Below are 17,638 nucleotides of genomic sequence, written 5' to 3' on the forward strand. Positions count from 1 at the left end.
TCACGGCGCGGCGTCCAGGATCAGCGCTTGCAGAGCGGCGTCGCGGGCGCTGCCGTCGGGTCCCGAGTGCTTCAACAGTGCCAGCGCGTCGCGCAGGTGCGACAGCTCGCCCGTCCGCCCCTCCCGAAGGTCCGTCAGTGCCCGCAGGACGGCTTCACCGGTTCGGCCGGTGTCCAGCATCTCGGCGTAGCGGGCGGGCGGGGGGGAGGCGGCCAGACCCTCGGCGACCGCGCGTTCGCGGGCGGTCGAAGGCATCGCCGGGCGGTCGGTGGCGAGCGAGGCGAGGACGCGCTCCTCCCGCGACGTCGGCTCGACCGGGTCTCCGCCCGAAAGCAGGATCATCTGAAGCGCCGGCGCCCCCTCGGTCCCGCCAAGCGCCTCGAGCCGCGGCCCAAAGGCGCGGGCGAGCGGGTGGGCCAGCCCGGCCGCCGTCATCTCGTCCCATGCTATGGGAAGCGCTGCGGCCACGGCGTTCGCGTCGCCCGCATCGAGCGCGGCGTCCAGCGCCTGGACGGCGGCAACGCGGTCCCACACCCCGCCCGAGGCCGCCGGCTCCTGTTCGCCGTAGAGCGCCATGAGCTGGTCGGCCGACAGCGAGCCCAGCCGCGCCAGCCGTTCGGCGGCGGCCAGTCGTGCCTTCCAGCCGTTCACCGGGCGCAGGTCGGCATGGGCGAAGGCGGCCGGCAGCGTCTGTGTCGACAGCGGCGCGCCGATCGCCTCGTACATCGCGAAGGTCAGCGGCGAAGGGTCCTCAGGCGGGGGCAGAGACAGCCCGTCCTCGGCGATCATCGGGTCGAGGAAGCGCGCCAGCAGCGCGTCCTCGGCCGGCGACACGACGCCGAGCGCCTCGGACGTCTCGAGCGTCAGCGCCGCCGCGGGCCAGTCGCCGCCGCGTGCCAGACAGAAGATGCGCGTAGCGTAGGTCGGCGTGATCTCGGGCAGGGCGCTCATGCGTTCGCAGGCGCGGGTCTCGGTGCCGCGCAGGATCGAGATGTCGAACCAGCGGCGGAAGAGCTCGGGGTCGCGCAGCTCGGCCCGTTCCAGCAGGGCGGCGGCGGAATGAATATCGCCCAGCCGCAGCAGCGCATCCACCCGCGCCAGAAACAGCGCGCGTCCGTCCGATCCCGGCGGGGGCGGCGCCTCGACGGTGGCGAGCGCCTCGAACAGGTCGCGGGCGGCGGGCAGCGCATCTGTCATGTCCACGGCGAACAGCCGTTCGAGATCGCGCGGAGAAGAGCCGGACCAGAGGTCGGCGGGCAGCCCGAGGGACGCGGCCGGGTGCAGGCCGACCGCATCGGGCACCGTCTTCGACAGCGGCGCGACGGTGACTTCCTCGGGCAGGGCCGAACGGGCGACACCCGTGGTCCACCCGTCGTCGGGGCGCTTCGGGGCGGGCGCCCGCGCCACGCTGTCCGACAACCAGTCGATCGCCGACAGCGGCCCTTCGGCCGCCACCGCCCCGGGGACGAGCGTCAGCGCGAGCGCGGCGGCGAGACGACGCATCGCGTCAGTCCCCGAGTTCGACGGGCTGCACGACCTCGGAGCGCTCGGGCGAGAGATTGCCGAGATAGGCGAAGCCGGCCAGACCGATGAAGCCCACGACGACCAGAAACACCAGAACCTTGAGTAAGCGGACCATGCGGCTGCCCTTCCTTCCTGCCCCTCACGACGCATCTGCGGCGCCGTTGGGGGGATTTATATATGGTCTTTTCGGCAATATCACGCCATTCAGTGAAGCCGAGTGAAGGATTGCGCGGGACGCTGCCGGATTGGCCTATCGACTGAAGAAAACGGTTGTCATGGTGGGGATGATGGGGGCCGGCAAGACGGCCGTGGGCACCGCGCTCGCCCGTCTGCTGAACGTGCCGTTCCGGGATTCCGACGCCGCCATCGAGCAGGCGGCGAACATGAGCATCGCCGAGATCTTCGCCCGCGACGGCGAGGCGTTCTTCCGCCGCAAGGAATCGCAGGTGATCGAGCGTTTGCTATCGGCCCCGCCCGGTGTGCTGTCGACCGGGGGCGGCGCGTTCCTGGCCGCCGACAATCGCAACATGATATCCGAGCGGGGCGTGGCGGTGTGGCTGAAGGCGGACCTGGATCTGCTTTGGACGCGCGTGCGGCACAAGCAGACGCGGCCGCTACTGCAAACCCGCGATCCGCTGGGCACGCTGCGCCGGCTGCTCGAGACTCGAACGCCGGCCTATGCCGAGGCCGATCTGACGGTCGAGGCCGAGCACGGCCTGCCGGTCGACGACATGGCGGCGCGCGTGGCCGAGGCGCTTGCAACCCGACCCGACGTTCTGGAGATAAGCTAGATGACCGAAACCGTGAGGGTCGAACTGGGCGCGCGCGCCTATGACGTGCGCATCGGCACGGGGTTGATCGAACGGGCGGGTGCCGAGATCGCGCCGCTGCTCAAGCGTCCGCGCGTCGCCGTGCTGACGGACGAGCATGTGGCCAAGGCGCACCTGGATCGCCTGCGCGCGGGGCTTTCTGCGGAGGGCGTCGAGATGACGGCGCTGGCGCTTCCGGCGGGCGAGGCGACGAAGGGCTGGCCGGAGTTCAGCCGCGCCGTGGAGTGGCTGCTGGCCGAGCGGGTCGAGCGGCGGGACGTGGTGGTGGCCTTCGGAGGCGGCGTGATCGGCGACCTCGCGGGCTTTGCCGCGGCGGTTCTGCGCCGCGGCGTGCGGTTCGTGCAGATCCCGACGACGCTGCTGGCGCAGGTGGATTCCTCGGTCGGCGGCAAGACCGGCATCAATTCGTCCCACGGCAAGAATCTGATCGGCGCGTTCCACCAGCCCAGCCTCGTGCTCGCCGATATCGGCGCGCTCGACACCCTGCCGCCGCGCGACTTCCTGGCGGGCTATGGCGAGGTGGTGAAGTATGGTCTGCTGGGGGACGCGGGTTTCTTTGAGTGGCTGGAGCGCAACGGCCTGGCGCTGGCGCAAGGCGACGCGCAGGCACGGTTGCATGCCGTGAAGCGGTCGGTCGAGATGAAGGCCGAGATCGTTGCGCGGGACGAGACCGAGCAGGGCGACCGCGCGCTTTTGAACCTTGGCCACACCTTCTGCCACGCGTTCGAGGCGGCGACGGGGTATTCCGACCGGCTTCTGCACGGCGAGGGCGTCGCGGTGGGCTGCGCGCTGGCCTTCGAGACCTCGGCCCGGCTGGGCCTGTGTTCGCAGGAAGAGCCGTCGCGCGTGCGGGCGCACCTGCGCGAGATGGGGATGAAGACGGACCTGTCCGACATTCCGGGCGAGTTCCCGGATGCCGACGGCCTGCTGGACCTCATGGCGCAGGACAAGAAGGTGATCGACGGCCGGCTGCGCTTCATCCTCGCCCGCGCCATCGGCGATGCCTTCGTGGCCGAGGACGTGGACCGCGACGTGGTGCGCGGGGTGCTGTCGGACGCGCTGGCGGCGCGTTAATGGCGGCGGCCGGCGATCACCACGAACTCGCCGATATTCTCGCGCGTGATGTAGCCGATGAAGTGACCGTGCCGGTCGGTGACCGCCACCGCCGATACGCCGGGACGGTTGAGCGCGTCGAGCGCCCGGTTCAACGGCGCGCCAAGCGTCACCGACGGCACATCCCGCTCCATCACGTCGGCCACGCGGGCGGGTGGCTCGGAGGCGTCTAGCGCAGCGAAAAGCGCGTTGCGGGCCAGCAGTCCGGCCAGCCGTCCGTCGTGGCCCACCACCGGAAACTCGTGCTGCGTAGTGCGCAGAACGCTGTTCGACGCGGTGGCGAGACTGTCTTCGGGCGAGAGGGATTCGAAGGTGGTGATTGTCGCCTCGCGGGCCGAGACGTTGCGCACCACGTCGCGCATCGCGACGTCCGAGCTTTCCGCCTGCGCCGCCACGAAGACGAAGATCGCGATCAGCAGGAGGATCGGGCTGCCGCTGGTCAGGCCGAGGAAGCCGAAGACGAAGGCGATGACCTGTCCGGCATAGGCCGCCGTCCGCGTCGCGCGCACCCGGTCCATCGGGATCGCCAGAAGGGCGCGCAGCACCCTGCCCCCGTCCATCGGGAAGGCCGGGATCATGTTGAAGAGCACCAGGAACAGGTTCACCGCCGCCAGTCGCCCCCAGAAGCCGACCGCCGGATCCTCGATGTTGTCGAGCTGCTGGAAGCTGGCCTGCGCACCGAAGCCGAAGGCAAGCACCGCCCAGATCACCACGTTTACCGCCGGCCCGGCCAGCGCGACCAGCACCTCCTGTCCCGGCTTCTCGGGCATCTGCTCGAGCCGGGCGAGCCCGCCGATGGGCAGAAGCGTGATGTCCGGCGTCGCGATGCCGAAGCGGCGCGCCATCAGCGCGTGCCCGAACTCGTGCGCCACGACGCAGGCGAAAAGCGCGAGGATGAAGGCGAGGTTCACGAGCGCGGCGTCCACGCCGCCCTCCAGGTACGCCGCCGCCCCGATCCACAGCAGAAGCAGGAAGAACGTCGCGTGGATCCGGATCTCGGAGCCGAACAGGCGGCCGATGGGAAAGGACCAGGTCATGCGGGCCTCGGTATTTGGCACATGCGGCGCGGGCCGTCCGGGTCAGGAAAGACCGGCAACGGGACGGAAGGCAACCTGCCTCATGCCGCGTGGTGCATCGGCAAGTGCACGACCTGCCGGTGCCCGTCGATCGTGTCTGCGTCTAGGGAAGCGCGACGTCCATCTCGCGGGCGCAGGCTGAAACCCGCCGCCACACTTCGTCCGGAAGGCGGACACCCTCGGCACGGGACGAAGCCAGGCGCGCATGTGCTCCGTCGCCGGGCACGCGCACCCGATCGAGACCTTCCGCGGGCCGGTTCTCCCGGCAAAGGGCGTTCACCGCGGCGACCTGCTCGACGAAGGCGTCGGCGCCGCCGAATGCCTCGGGATCCATCACCTGGATGAAGACGTTGCCGCCCCAGCGGCTCGGCGCGTCGGCGCGGCCGTGTCCGGAGAGTGCCTGCGTCTGCATCTCGACGTGAAGAGCCATGGCGTAACCCTTGTGGCCATGGTCGATGCCGCCCACCGGCAGAAGCGTCCCCGGCGGGTCGGCGTTCACCACGGTCGGGTCCGTCGTCGGGCGGCCCCGCGCGTCGAGCATCCATGGATGCTCGAACCGGGTCCCGCTGTTGATGTGCTCGCGCACCTTGGACACGGTCGTGATCGAGGCACAGGTATCGATCAGCACCGGATGCTCGCCGCCGGGATACCCCACGGCCCAGGGATTCGGGGTCAAGGTCGGTTCCGTGCCACCGTAAGGCGCCACCCATTTCCCGGACGGATCAGAGGTGGCGATGTAGCAGACAAGGCCTTGCTCGGCCGCGATGCGGGTGAGCGTCGAGAGGCAGCCGATATGGTGACTGCGCCGCATGGCGAGCCCGGCCATGCCGTAGGTGCGGGCGCGATCCATGCAGGTGTCGAGCGCCTGCGTCATCAGCCAGTGGCCAGGCAGATAGTTGCCGTCCCACACCATGGTCGCGCCGGTGTCACGGACGACCTCGTGCGTGCCCTCGGACGTCATGTTGCCCGAGGCGAGCTCGGGCAGGTAGTAGGGCACCATCGAGATGCCGTGGGTGGTCACGCCCATCTCGTCCGTGCGGATCAACAACTCGGCGACCACCTCGGCCTTCTCCGGTGCGAGGCCGCCCTTCGTCAGCAGGCTCCGGGCGAGGTCGCAAAGGTCTTCGCGGGAAAACGTGTTCTGCATGATCGGTCCTTTCAGGCGGCATCGAAGGTGATGTGGACCTTGACGGCGCGTGTGCGGTCAATGGCGGTCTCGAAAGCCTCGATCGCTTCGGCGAGGGGAAAGCTGCCGGTGACCATCGGGCGCAGGTCGATGCGGCGCTCCGAAATCAGGCGCACGGCCTCGGCAAACTCGGTCTGCCGGAAGCGCTGGGTGCCCTGGAACGTGATCTCCTTCCCGACGATGGCGTTGAGCGGCAGCGTCACGTCGCCCGTGACGCCCACCTGCACCAGCCGGCCCTGCGGGCGGATGGCGGCGATGGCGCTGCGGATCGCGGGGGCGGCGGCGGAGCATTCGAAGACCACGTCAAAATGACCCTTGTCGGCGGCATAGGCCTCCATCGCCTCGGTATCCCGCGCGGCGTTGAGGGTGCGGGTCGCGCCCATCTTCCGCGCGACCTCGAGAGGCATGTCCTGCAGGTCGGTCGTCACGATCTCGGCCGCGCCGCCCTCGGCCGCGACGGCGGTGCAGAGCGCGCCGATGGGGCCCGCGCCGGTCACCAGCACGCGCTTGCTCTTCACATTCCCGGCCATGTGCCGGGCGTGCAGGCAGACGGCGAGGGGCTCGGCGCAGGCGGCCTCGGTCAGGCTGGTGCCGGGGCCGACCGGGTGGCATTGCGCGGCGTCCACGATCATGCGGTCGCGAAACAGGCCCTGCTCGTGCGGCATCCGCATGGCGGAGCCCGAGAAGCGCATGTTCAGGCAGTGCGTCGTCAGCCCCTCGCGGCAATAGCTGCACGCGCCGCAGGGGCGGCTGGGGTTGATGGCGACGCGATCGCCTTCGCTCAGCCCCTCGATCTCGGGTCCGACGGCGAGGACGGTGCCCGCCGCCTCGTGTCCGAGGATGATCGGCTCGCGCACCCGGATCGGGCCGAAGCCGCCGTCCTGGTAATAGTGCAGGTCCGAGCCGCAGATGCCGCCCGCGCCGACCGCGACCAGCGCCTCGCCGGGACCGGGGGCGCCGACCTGCTGCGTTTCGATGCGGATGTCGTTCTGGCCGTGAAGCCGGCAGATGCGGGTTTCCATGAGGGGCTCCTATGGGGCGAGGACGGAGGGCAGCCAGGTGGAGAGCGCCGGGATGTAGGATACCAGAAGCAGCACCACGATGTTGGTCAGCAGGAACGGCAGGATCGCCACGACGACCGGTGCCAGCGGCAGCCGGGCGATGCCGGCGCAGACGAAGAGGCAGACGCCGACCGGCGGCGTGGTCAGGCCGATCATCAGGTTGAGCACCGCGAAGGTGGCGAAGTGAATCGGGTCGATCCCCACCGCCTGCGCGAGAGACAGGAGCGGCACGAACAGGATGATGAGCGCCGCGATCGTCTCCATGAACATGCCGACGAAGAGGAGCAGCAGGTTGATGATCAGGATCACGAGGAAGCGGTTGTCGGTGAACGACAGCACGCCGTCGGCCAGCGCCTGCGGGATGCGCTCGGACACGAGGATCCAGCCAAAGACGTTGGCGAACCCCACCAGCGCCAGGATGCCGGCGGCCGACACGGCGCTGTCCACCAGGATGCCCGGCACCTTCCGGATCGGCAGCTCGCGATAGATGAACGCGCCGACGATGAAGGCATAGACCGACGCGACGACGGCGGTTTCGGTCGGCGTGGCCAGCCCGCTGAGCAGGCCGTAGATGATCAGGAAGGTCATCGCCAGCGCCCATACGGCGCCGCCGAAGGACCGCGCGACTTCGCCCGCGCCCTGCCAGTCCTGTCTGGGGAAATTCCGGCGGGCCGAGATGACGAAGGCCGTCACCATCATCGCCACGCCCATCAGGATGCCGGGCACCGCCCCGGCGAGGAACATCTTGCCCACCGAGATCCCCGAAAGCGCGCCGACGATGATCATCGGCACCGAGGGCGGGATGATCGGCCCCACGGTCGAGGAGGCGGCGGTCACGGCGGCCGAGAAGTCCGCCGGATAGCCCGCCTTCTTCATGCCGGGGATCATCACGCCGCCGATCGAGGCCGCGTCGGCCACCGCCGTGCCCGTGATGCCGCCGAAGAGCATCGAGGCCGCGATGTTGGTCAGGCCCAGCCCGCCGCGAATCCAGCCCACCAGCGAGTTCGCGAAGCGGATGATCCGGTGCGTGATCCCGCCCTGGTTCATCAGGTTGCCGGCCAGGATGAAGCCGGGGATCGACAGCAGCACGAACACGTCCATGCCCGCGTACATCTTCTGCGGCATGACGACCGGCGGCATGCCGGCGAGCAGGAGGTAGGCCAGCGACGACAGGCCCAGCGTGATCGCCACCGGAACTCCCAGGACGAGCCCGCCGATGAAGACGGCGAAGAGGACCGTCACGTCCATGTTATTCTTCCTCGGGTTTGACTGGCTTGCCGTCCTCGGCGCCCGAGAGCATGCCGAAGATGCGCAGCAGGCCGAAGAGGGCCAGCAGCGCCAGCATCAGCACGATGGTCGAGTGGGCGACGTCCATGCGCAGCCCCAGCGCGGGCGAGGTCTGCATCCGGCCGATGGACATGAAGCGCCAGGCGTGGGGCAGCAGGTAGGCCGCCAGCCCCAGCGTCGCGGCGGCGGCGACGAGCCGCAGCACCCATGGCGCGCGGCCGGGCAGGGATTCGCAGACCACGTCCACGTTCACCAGATCGCCCGTGCGGAACGACAGTCCGGCGCCGAAGGCGACGGTGAAAAGCAGCGCGAAGCGCGTCAGCTCCTCGGTCCAGACGGGCGAGGCGCCAAGCGTGCGCCCGACGACCTGAATCAGCACCGCCGCGATCAGCACGGCGAACGAGATCCCGGTGCCGACGCGCGCGACCAGCACGATGTAGTGGATCAGTCGGTCTGCGAACTTCACTGTCTGCCCCCGATGAAGGAACCGGCGCCGCCCGGTGCGGCGCCGGCAGGTCTGGCTTCGGCTCGCTTACTGCTGCGAGGCGAACAGGTCCTCGACGATCGGCTTGATCTCGTCGTTGACGTTGTTGAGCACGGCGTCCTTGGCCTGGGCGGCGAAGGCCGGCTGGTCGACCTCGACGAAGGTCATGCCGTTCTCCTCGAGATACGCGCGATCGGCGGCGATGCTCTCCTCGAACAGCTCACGCTCGTATTCCTGCGCGCGCGCCGCGGCTTCCATGACGGCCGCCTGATCCTCTTCGGAAAGCTGGTTCCAGGTCGACTCGGCGATGGTGAGGTAGATCCACGACCGCACGTGATCGGTCATGTTCACGTAGTCCTGCACCTCGTTGAAGCTGGCCGAGCGGATCAGGGCGAGCGGGTTCTCCTGCGCGTCGATGGTGCCGTTCTGCAAGGAGGTGAAGACCTCGGAGAAGGCCATCGGCGTCGGCTGCGCGCCGAGCGCGGACCAGACGTCGACGAACAGCGGCACGTTGGGCACGCGCATCTTCAGGCCGTCCAGATCGTCGGGGCTCTCGATCGGGCGGTTCGACGTGAGCTCGCGCGGGCCGCGGGCGAAATAGGCGATCGGGCGGATCTGCGCGTTGTCGATGATCTGCTGCTCGATCTGGTCGCCGATCTCGCCGCTGGCGACCTCGTCCATGTGCTCGATCGAGCTGTACGCGTAGGGCACGGCCAGAAGGGCGGCCATCGGGGCCCAGTTCTGCAGCGACTCGCCGGTGATCGTCATGTCGACGGTGCCGAGCTGCATGCCGTTGATCAGGTCGATCTCCTTGCCCAGCGACTCGTTGGGGAAGACCTCGACGGCGATGCGGCCGTCGGTCAGCTCTGCCAGCTCCTCGCCGAAGCGGACCGACGCCTTGTGCCAGGGGTTGTCCTCGTTCGCGAGGTGGCCCAGCTGCAGCGTCATCTCCTGCGCCGAGAGCGGCGCGGACAGCAGCGTCGCCGCGGTCAGCGCGACGGCCGGCAGGGTCCAGTTGATGCTCATTCTTTCACTCCTCCTTGGATGGGTGCGTTGACCGGCCGGGGCATTCCCCCGTCCGGCAGGTCGAAGAAATCGGGGTTGGCGGCGACGATCGAGGGCAGGTCGATCAGGACTTCGCGCAGGTGCTGGCGGATCGCCGCGTTGACGCCGGTCGTGTCACCCGAAGCGATGCTGTCGACGATGGCGGTGTGCTGCTCGACCAGCTTCTCCACCGGGAAGTGGCCCAGTGACAAGAAGCGCACGCGATCCATCTGCGACTTCAGCCCCTCGATCAGCTTCCAGGCTCCGGACTTCCCGGCGGCCTCGGCCAGGGTGCGGTGAAAACGGTCGTCCAGCTGGATGAAGTCGAGCGGCGCGGTGCGGGCGACGTCACGCTGTTCGGCAAGTTGGGCGCGCAGATCCTTCACCAGGGCGTCGTCGGCGGCGCTGGCGAGTATGAGCGCGATGTCGGCCTCGATCGCTTCGCGCAGGAAGCGGGCGTCGAGCACGGCGCTGTAGGCGATCTTCGAGATGATCGTGCCGCGCTGCGGGCGGACCGAAAGCAGACCCTGCTCGGCCAGCTTGATGAACGCCTCGCGCACCGGCTGGCGGCTGACGTCGCAGGCGCGGGCGATCTCGGATTCCGAGATGCGGTTTCCCGGCTTCAGGTCGTTGTGGATGATCCGGTCGCGCAGGAACAGGTAGATTTGGGGAGTGATCGGAGCTGCGGGGTCCAGTGCCCAGGCTGTCGCTTCTTCGATCTTCATGATTCGACGTCCTCCCTGCGCAGCAGTTACCATACTTCCATACTAGTCGACAACCGCGAGAAGTGGTATGTCGTTCGCAACTCGCAGACTCGGGAGGACAAGATGAGACAGACCTGGCGCTGGTTCGGGCCGCAGGACCTCGTTTCGATCGAAGACACGGCACAGGCTGGGGTCGAGGGTATCGTCTCGGCCCTGCATCACGTTCCCACGGGCGCCGTCTGGACGCCCGAGGAGATCGTAAGGCGGCAGGACGAGATCGGCCGGATGCCCGACGGCCGCCCCTCCGGAATCGCTTGGGAGGTGGTGGAAAGCCTGCCGGTCTCGGAGGACATCAAGAAGCAGCGGGGCGACTGGCGCGCGCATGTCGAGGCCTACCGCGAAAGCCTGCGCAACCTCGCCGCCGCCGGGATCGAGGTAATCTGCTACAACTTCATGCCGGTGCTCGACTGGACGCGCACGGACCTCGCCTGGAAGCTGCCGAACGGCGCGACCTGCATGCGGTTCGACCTGACGGATTTCGCGGCCTTTGACCTGCACATCCTCGAGCGCCCCGGTGCCGAGGACGATTTCGACGAGCCCCTGCGCGACGCGGCTTCGGAGCGCTTCGCCGGAATGAGCGAGGCGCGGAAGCAGGAACTGGCGAAGAACGTCGTCTTCGGCCTGCCCGGCGCGGCGGAGCACTTCACATTGGCTGACGTGCGCGAGCACCTCGCCGAGTACGCGAAGATCAGCGAAGAGCGCCTGCGCGCCAACCTGGTCGATTTCCTGGAACAGGTGGTGCCCACGGCCGAAGAGCTTGGCCTGAGGCTTTGCTGCCACCCCGACGATCCGCCGGTGCCGCTCTTGGGCCTGCCGCGCATCATGTCGACCGAGGCGCAGTACAAGGCGGTGATGGACGCCGTGGACCGGCCCGCCAACGGCATCACGCTCTGCTCCGGTTCGTTGGGGGCGCGGCCCGACAATGACCTGCCGGGGATGATGGAGCGGCTGGGCGACCGCGTGCATTTCCTTCACCTGCGCAACGTGAAGCGCGAGACGCCGGACATCCGCGGCTCGTTCTACGAGGCCGAGCATCTGGGCGGTGACACCGACATGGTTGCGCTGGTCGAGGCGGCCCTGCGCGAGGAGGCGCGGCGCAAGGCGGCCGGCCGCGCCGACACCAATATCCCGTTCCGCCCCGACCACGGGCAGGACATCCTGGACGACCTGAAGCGGCAGGCGCAGCCGGGCTATCCGGCTGTCGGCCGGCTGAAGGGCCTTGCCGAACTGCGCGGCATCATCGCGGCGCTCGAGCCAAGGGTGTCGGCATGAGCCCGCGCCTGACGGACCTCCGCGGTCTGCCGGAAGACGTGCAGGTTCCCGGCTATGACCGGACGACGCATGGCACGGGAATTGTCCACCTGGGCCTCGGGGCGTTCCACAAGGCGCACCAGGCCGTCTACACCGACGATGCGCTCGGCGCGGAGGGCGGCGACTGGCGTATCATCGGGGTGAGCCTGAGGAGCACCGGTCCCTCCGAGGAACTGATGCCGCAGGGCGGCCTCTACACCGTGATCGAGCGAAGCGTGGACGGCACCCACGCCCGTGTTGTCGGCGCCCTTGATAGTGCATTCGCGCTTCGGCAGGAGCCGGATGCCGTCGAGGCGGCGCTGCGCGACCCGGCGACCAAGATCGTTTCTCTCACGGTGACCGAGAAGGGCTACGGCATCGACCGCGCGACGGGAGGCGTCGATCGCAGGCATCCGGCCATCGCCGCCGACCTTGCCGATCCCCAAAATCCCCAGGGCGTGGCGGGGCTGCTGGTCCGGGCGCTGGGGCAGCGGAGGACAGACGGCACGCTGCCCTTCACCGTCCTCTGCTGCGACAACCTGCCGGAAAACGGACGGATGCTGTGCGGCCTGCTGATGGACTTCGCCCGGCAGGTCGCGCCGGAGCTCTCCGAGCACATCGCGCAGGAGGTCGCCTTTCCCTGCACCATGGTCGATCGCATCACGCCGGCGCGCGGGCCCGCGACGCTGGACCTCGCCGAGCGGCTGATCGGCCGCCGCGACGAAGCGGCGATCGAGGCCGAGGCTTTCCGGCAGTGGATCATCGAGGACGACTTCCCCGCCGGACGCCCGGCCTGGGACGCCGGAGGCGCGATCTTCGTGGAGGACGTGCGGCCGTACGAAGAGATGAAGCTGCGCATGCTGAACGGCGCGCACTCGATGCTGGCCTATACTGGGTTCCTGCTTGGCCACACATTCGTGCGCGACGTGATGAACGATCCCGATCTCGTGCCGCTGATCAAGAGACACATCGCTGCCGCCGCAGGCACGCTCCCGCCCATGCCCGGCGTCGATCTCGACAGCTACGCGCGGGACCTGTCGGCCCGCTTCGCCAACCCGCACCTCGAGCACGCGACGTACCAGATTGCCATGGACGGGAGCGAGAAGCTCCCCCAACGCGTCTGGGCGCCAGCCTGTGACGCCCGGCAAAAGGGCCTGCCGCTCGACGCCTTCGCTTTCGCGACGGCCGCGTGGATTCGGTATGCGTTCGGCCGCACCGAGGCGGGCGAGGCCTACGACCTTCGCGACCCGCGCGAGGCGGCGCTGCGATCCGCGCTAGACGGCACGGACACGGCGGAAAGCGCGCTCGCGCGACTCGCGGACCTGGAGCATCTCATGCCGGAAGAACTGGGAGCCGATGCCCAATGGCTGCGCGCCGTGGCGGTGCGGCTCGAAACGATGATGTCCCGCGGCATGCGGTCTGCGGTGAAGCGGGAACTTCAGGCCTCGTGACGCTCGGCCGTCCCGTTTTCGTAAGCCCATGATCATGTCTGCGCCACGGAGGGCTCGCCGCCAACCAGTCGCACAATAGGCCAGTCTTGGACACGAGGCGGCGCGGTTCTCCGAAGGGTCGGGGCCGGAGTCCTCAGGGCTGGATTGCCGCAACCGTTCCCTCGGCCGAATAGCAAAATAAAGAGGGCCGGCAAGCGCCGGCCCTTCGATGCTGTCACGCATTCCGCAGAAACGGTGCGCGGACATGCTCGACGGACTTTAGAACGGAATTTCGTCGTCCATATCGCCGCCACCGCCGTAGCCGCCGCCGCCGCCGCCCTGCGGGCCGCCACCACCGCCGCCATAGCCGCCACCACCGCCGCCGTAGCCGCCGCGGTCGTCGGAGTAGCCGCCGCCACCGCCGCCCGCAGGTCCGTCACGGCCGTCGAGCATGGTGAGTTCACCCTTGTACGGGCGCAGCACGACCTCGGTCGAATAGCGGTCCTGCCCCGACTGGTCCTGCCACTTCCGCGTCTCGAGCTGCCCCTCGATATAGACCTTCGAGCCCTTCCGCAGGTACTGCTCGGCGATCCGCGCGAGCGGCTCCGAGAAGATGGCGACCGAATGCCATTCCGTCTTTTCGCGCCGCTCGCCGGTGTTGCGGTCCTTCCAATTCTCGGACGTGGCGATGCGCAGGTTGCACACCTTGCCGCCGTTCTGGAACGTCCGCACCTCCGGATCGCGGCCCAGGTTGCCGATCAGGATGACCTTGTTGACCGAGCCTGCCATGGCGCGTTCCTCCTACGATTCTCGTGCATTCCGGCGCGTTATACCTAGCGTGCCCGTGGTTAACGAGAGCTTCCGCCGCAGGAGGTGGAAAAACGGCGCGACTCGGGTATTGTCGCCACCGAACGAACGAGGGACGAAGAACATGCGCATCGCGATGCTGGGCCTCGCGCTGGCCTGTGCCTTCGGCGGTCATGCCGTGGCCCAGGACGTCAGCGTTTCGACGAAGAACCGGATGCAGTTGTTCAACAGCCAGACCAAGCTGCTCGACGGGCGGCTGTCGGGGCAGTACGCGGGCTCGTCCCGGCTCAGGCCGAAGCCGGTCACCGTGCCGGTGCGGACGCCGCGCTTCACCGGCCAGTACCGGGGCGAATACCTTCCGGTGGCGCGCGCCGCGGCGCGCAAGTACGACGTTCCCGAGGACCTGTTCCTGCGCCTCGTCCAGCAGGAATCTGGGTGGAACCCCGGTGCCGTGTCGCACAAGGGGGCCGTCGGGCTGGCGCAACTGATGCCCGGAACCGCCCGCCTGTTGCGAGTGGACCCACACGATCCGCACCAGAACCTTGATGGCGGGGCGCGTTACCTGCGGGCGCAGTTCGACAAGTTCCGCGACTGGCGGCTGGCGCTCGCCGCCTACAACGCCGGGCCCGGCGCGGTCGAGAAATACGGCGACGTGCCGCCCTATGCCGAGACGCGGGACTACGTCGTGAAAATCCTCGGGCGCTGACTCAGTTCGCCGCCGCTTCGGCCTTGGCCTTCATGCGGTGGGCCAGCGTCTCGATATCGTCCCCCGCAGCCTTGGGTACGATGCGGTAGGCGGCGTTGACGGCGCAGAACAGGGCGAAGCCCAGAAGTCCGACGCAGACGATGGCAACGAGGATGCGGCCATAGGGCTGCCCGTTCAGCCAGGAAAAGGCCTCGGCCACGCCGCCGGCCTCGTTCGGGTTGGCGGTGAAGGCGGCATAGACGAAGAGCGCGCCGATGATGCCCACGACCACGCCCTGCGCCGCCACGCCGGCCTTGAGCGCGCCGTTCCAGTTCATGGTGAAGCGGTTGGCGCGCAGGTGCTCGCGGTACTTTTCTTTCCACGCCTTGTGCAGGTAGTAGACCGCCGCGCCAATCGTCAGCAGCCCGGCCAGCCCCACGATCCAGCGCCCGCCGGGCCAGGACATTACGGCGTCCACGCCCTGCGTGATGCTCGACCCGCCGCCGCTGCCGGCGCCCGAGGTGAAAAGCAGCGTGAATGCCAGCACGCCGATCGCCCCGTGGATCACACCGGTCGTGACCATCCCCAGCCGAGCGACGATGCCTTCACCATCGCTGCCATAGGCTTCTAGGTCCCAGATCGCGTCGATGATCCGCCAGACGGCATAGCACAGCATGCCAGCGAAGATCAGGAACAGCACGATGCCGCCGCCGGTCGTCGTTTCGAGCTTTTCCAGCGAGGACGAGGTCCCCGAGGCGCTGCCGCCCTGCCAGATGGCCCAGAGTGAGAACCCGGCCACCACGAGGTACACCAGCGCCCGGCCGGCATAACCCGCCCGCATCACGGGAATCGCCCAGGAAAAATCGCTTTGCGCCATGGCCTTCGTCCTTCTTCCGTTGCGTGGGCTAACGGACTGGGAAGAAGAACGTTCCGACGCGCTACTCCGCCGCCGTCCGGATCACGGGCTCCATCGCGGCCAGTTCCGCGTCGTCAAGCCAGCACAGTGACCGATGCCCATCGCTCAGGTCGCGATAGGGCGGAAGCTCGGTCTCGCACCTGTTGCCGGGCACCTTGTGCTTCCACCGGCACCGCGTCTGGAAAGGGCAGCCCGGCGGCGGATCCATGGCCGAGGGCACGTCGCCTTCAAGCACGACGGACTTCTTCTGGACCCGCGTGTCCGCCACCGGCACGGCTGAAAGCAACGCCTCGGTATAAGGATGATAGGGCGGGGCGAAGATCTGTTCGGTCGTGCCGGTTTCGACGATGTGGCCCAGGTACATGACCGCCACCCGGTCGGCGAGGTAACGCACGATCGACAGGTCGTGGCTGATGAACAAGAGCGTCGTATTCTCCGTGCGCTGGAGCTCCATCAGCAGGTCCGTCACCGCCGCCTGCACGCTGACGTCCAGCGCCGAGACGGGTTCGTCCGCCACCACGATCCGCGCCCCGCCGGCGAAGGCGCGGGCGATGCCTACCCGTTGCTTCTGTCCGCCCGAAAGCTGCCGCGGCATGCGGTCCGCGAATTCCCGCGGCAGCTTCACGAGGTCCAGAAGCTCCAGCATACGCGCGCGGCGGCCGGCCTCGGTCTCGCCCACGCCGAAGATTTCGAGTGCGCGGACGATCTGGCGGCCCACGGTCATCGAAGGGTTCAGCGTGTCGAAAGGGTTCTGAAACACCATCTGCACGTCCGACACCGTCTTCGTGTCGCGCCGCCCGATAGGCACGTCGCCGATCGAGCGGTTGTCCAGCGTGATCTCTCCGTCCGTCGCCGTCTCGAGCCCCAGAAGCACCTTGGCGAAGGTGGACTTGCCGCAGCCCGACTCGCCCACGATGGCCAGCGTCTCGCTTTCGCGCGCCTCGAAGCTGATCGATTCGTTGGCCTTGATCACCTTGCTCTCGCCGCCGCCGAACAGGCTGTTGGCCGCCACCTCGTAGTATTTCTTCAGATCGTCCATCCGTAGCACCACGTCGCCCGGCTCGGTCGCAGCGTGGCGCGCACCGGCCTCGGGCGGCGCGTCCCAGTCGATCTCGTCCACGCGGACGCAGCGCGACTCGTGCCGGTCGTCCCCGGCGACCGGAACCATCGGGATCTCTTGCCCGTCGCAGCGGCCGTCGACGAAGTAGTCGCAGCGGGGGCCAAAGTTGCAGCCGGGCGGGCGTTCGTGGGGCAGGGGGAAATTCCCCGGAACCGCCACCAGCGGGCGCGCGTTCTTGTCCGCGCCGGGCAGGGGGATCGAGCGGAACAGCGCCTGCGTATACGGGTGCCGCATCCGGTCGAACACGTCCCAGATCGATCCCGTCTCGACCGCCTCGCCGGAATACATCACGCAGATGCGGTCGCAGGTCTCGAGGATCAGGCCCAGATTGTGGCTGATGAACAGCATCGACGTGCCGTACTTCTTGCCCAGGTCCTTCACCAGCTCGACCACCGCCGCCTCGACCGTGACATCGAGCGCGGTGGTTGGTTCGTCCAGGATCAGCAGCGACGGGTGCGCCATCAGCGCCATGGCGATCACGATGCGCTGCTGCTGCCCGCCCGACAGCTGGTGGGGATAGGATCTAAGGATGCGCTCGGGGTCGGGCAGCTTCACGTCGGCCACGACTTCCAGCGCCCGCGCGCGGGCCTCCTTCTCCGACACGCCCTCGTGGATCATCGGCACTTCCATCAGCTGCCGGCCCACCCGCATCGCCGGGTTCAGCGACGCCATCGGCTCCTGGTAGATCATCGCGATCTCGCGCCCGCGGATGCGGCGCAGTTCGTCGGCGCTCATCTCGTTGAGGTCGCGGCCCTTGAACCGGATCGAGCCGCTCACGATCCGCCCGTTCACGCCGAGGTCCTGCATCACCCCCAGCGCCACGGTTGATTTTCCGCAGCCCGACTCCCCCACGAGCCCCATCGCCTCGCCCGGCCGAACCGTGCAGGAGAAGTCCATCACCGCCGGGATTTCGCCCGCCCGCGTGAAGAACGAGATCGAGAGGTTCTCGATCTCCAGGATCGGCCCGTCATCGTCCCACGCCGTCATCGTCGCGCCTCTGTTCATCTTCGGTCCTCAAATA

General features: G+C 68.5%; 17 protein-coding genes. 5 read left to right on the forward strand and 12 right to left on the reverse strand.

Features of this window, described 5'->3' with window-relative positions; translation table 11 throughout:
* Together BM162_RS07000 and BM162_RS23460 are read right to left on the reverse strand one after the other, a co-directional pair.
* Entirely contained in the window at positions 1–1,503 is a 1,503-nt protein-coding gene (locus BM162_RS07000; protein ID WP_093419680.1) for a hypothetical protein, read from the reverse strand.
* Positions 1,504–1,507: 4 nt separating this feature from the next.
* On the reverse strand, positions 1,508–1,639 hold the full coding sequence (locus BM162_RS23460; protein ID WP_093419683.1) for a hypothetical protein: 132 nt from the start codon (positions 1,637–1,639) through the stop codon (positions 1,508–1,510).
* 130 nt (positions 1,640–1,769) lie between these two features.
* Between BM162_RS23460 and BM162_RS07010 the strand changes: the two genes are divergently transcribed.
* Positions 1,770–2,315, forward strand: a complete 546-nt coding sequence (locus tag BM162_RS07010) for a shikimate kinase (protein WP_093419685.1) — start codon at positions 1,770–1,772, stop codon at positions 2,313–2,315.
* On the forward strand, positions 2,316–3,428 hold the full coding sequence (aroB, locus tag BM162_RS07015) for a 3-dehydroquinate synthase (protein ID WP_093419688.1): 1,113 nt from the start codon (positions 2,316–2,318) through the stop codon (positions 3,426–3,428).
* On the opposite strand, the gene BM162_RS07020 is transcribed toward aroB, so the two are convergent.
* The 7 genes from BM162_RS07020 to BM162_RS07050 all read right to left on the reverse strand — a co-directional run bounded on the left by BM162_RS07020 (position 3,425) and on the right by BM162_RS07050 (position 10,330).
* Complete coding sequence (locus tag BM162_RS07020) at positions 3,425–4,504, reverse strand: site-2 protease family protein (RefSeq protein ID WP_093419690.1); 1,080 nt, start codon at positions 4,502–4,504, stop codon at positions 3,425–3,427. The genes aroB and BM162_RS07020 overlap by 4 nt on opposite strands.
* Positions 4,505–4,646: 142 nt before the next feature.
* A complete protein-coding gene (locus tag BM162_RS07025) occupies positions 4,647–5,690 on the reverse strand; it encodes an Ldh family oxidoreductase (RefSeq protein WP_093419693.1) in 1,044 nt (347 codons plus the stop codon).
* An 11-nt stretch (positions 5,691–5,701) separates the two neighbouring features.
* A complete protein-coding gene (locus BM162_RS07030; RefSeq protein WP_093419696.1) occupies positions 5,702–6,751 on the reverse strand; it encodes an L-idonate 5-dehydrogenase in 1,050 nt (349 codons plus the stop codon).
* A 9-nt stretch (positions 6,752–6,760) separates the two neighbouring features.
* Positions 6,761–8,038 (reverse strand): TRAP transporter large permease, encoded by a 1,278-nt coding sequence (locus BM162_RS07035; protein ID WP_093419698.1) that lies wholly within the window; start codon positions 8,036–8,038, stop codon positions 6,761–6,763.
* A gap of 1 nt (position 8,039) precedes the next feature.
* Complete coding sequence (locus BM162_RS07040; RefSeq protein ID WP_093419701.1) at positions 8,040–8,543, reverse strand: TRAP transporter small permease; 504 nt, start codon at positions 8,541–8,543, stop codon at positions 8,040–8,042.
* Between the two features lie 66 nt (positions 8,544–8,609).
* Complete coding sequence (locus BM162_RS07045; RefSeq protein WP_093419703.1) at positions 8,610–9,587, reverse strand: TRAP transporter substrate-binding protein; 978 nt, start codon at positions 9,585–9,587, stop codon at positions 8,610–8,612.
* A complete protein-coding gene (locus BM162_RS07050) occupies positions 9,584–10,330 on the reverse strand; it encodes a GntR family transcriptional regulator (protein ID WP_093419706.1) in 747 nt (248 codons plus the stop codon). The genes BM162_RS07045 and BM162_RS07050 overlap by 4 nt, the downstream gene beginning before the upstream one ends.
* A gap of 102 nt (positions 10,331–10,432) precedes the next feature.
* On the opposite strand from BM162_RS07050, the gene uxuA reads away from it, so the two are divergent.
* Both uxuA and BM162_RS07060 read left to right on the forward strand, forming a co-directional pair.
* Positions 10,433–11,641, forward strand: a complete 1,209-nt coding sequence (gene uxuA / locus BM162_RS07055; RefSeq protein ID WP_093419708.1) for a mannonate dehydratase — start codon at positions 10,433–10,435, stop codon at positions 11,639–11,641.
* A complete protein-coding gene (locus tag BM162_RS07060; RefSeq protein WP_093419711.1) occupies positions 11,638–13,110 on the forward strand; it encodes a mannitol dehydrogenase family protein in 1,473 nt (490 codons plus the stop codon). Before uxuA ends, BM162_RS07060 begins: the two co-directional genes overlap by 4 nt.
* A gap of 258 nt (positions 13,111–13,368) precedes the next feature.
* Here BM162_RS07060 and ssb read toward each other — a convergent pair whose 3' ends face one another.
* Positions 13,369–13,878 (reverse strand): single-stranded DNA-binding protein, encoded by a 510-nt coding sequence (gene ssb / locus BM162_RS07065; protein ID WP_093419713.1) that lies wholly within the window; start codon positions 13,876–13,878, stop codon positions 13,369–13,371.
* A 142-nt stretch (positions 13,879–14,020) separates the two neighbouring features.
* On the opposite strand from ssb, the gene BM162_RS07070 reads away from it, so the two are divergent.
* The gene (locus BM162_RS07070) at positions 14,021–14,602 is read left to right on the forward strand and encodes a lytic transglycosylase domain-containing protein (protein ID WP_093419716.1); all 582 of its coding nucleotides are present in this window, start codon (positions 14,021–14,023) and stop codon (positions 14,600–14,602) included.
* Between the two features lies 1 nt (position 14,603).
* On the opposite strand, the gene BM162_RS07075 is transcribed toward BM162_RS07070, so the two are convergent.
* Both BM162_RS07075 and BM162_RS07080 read right to left on the reverse strand, forming a co-directional pair.
* On the reverse strand, positions 14,604–15,458 hold the full coding sequence (locus tag BM162_RS07075; RefSeq protein ID WP_093419718.1) for a DUF1206 domain-containing protein: 855 nt from the start codon (positions 15,456–15,458) through the stop codon (positions 14,604–14,606).
* Positions 15,459–15,519: 61 nt separating this feature from the next.
* Positions 15,520–17,622: a dipeptide ABC transporter ATP-binding protein gene (locus BM162_RS07080; RefSeq protein ID WP_093419721.1), complete on the reverse strand. Its 2,103-nt coding sequence runs from the start codon at positions 17,620–17,622 to the stop codon at positions 15,520–15,522.
* Positions 17,623–17,638: the final 16 nt, after the last annotated feature.

Origin of the sequence: Tranquillimonas alkanivorans (genome assembly GCF_900115595.1) — a bacterium.
Lineage (GTDB): Bacteria > Pseudomonadota > Alphaproteobacteria > Rhodobacterales > Rhodobacteraceae > Tranquillimonas > Tranquillimonas alkanivorans.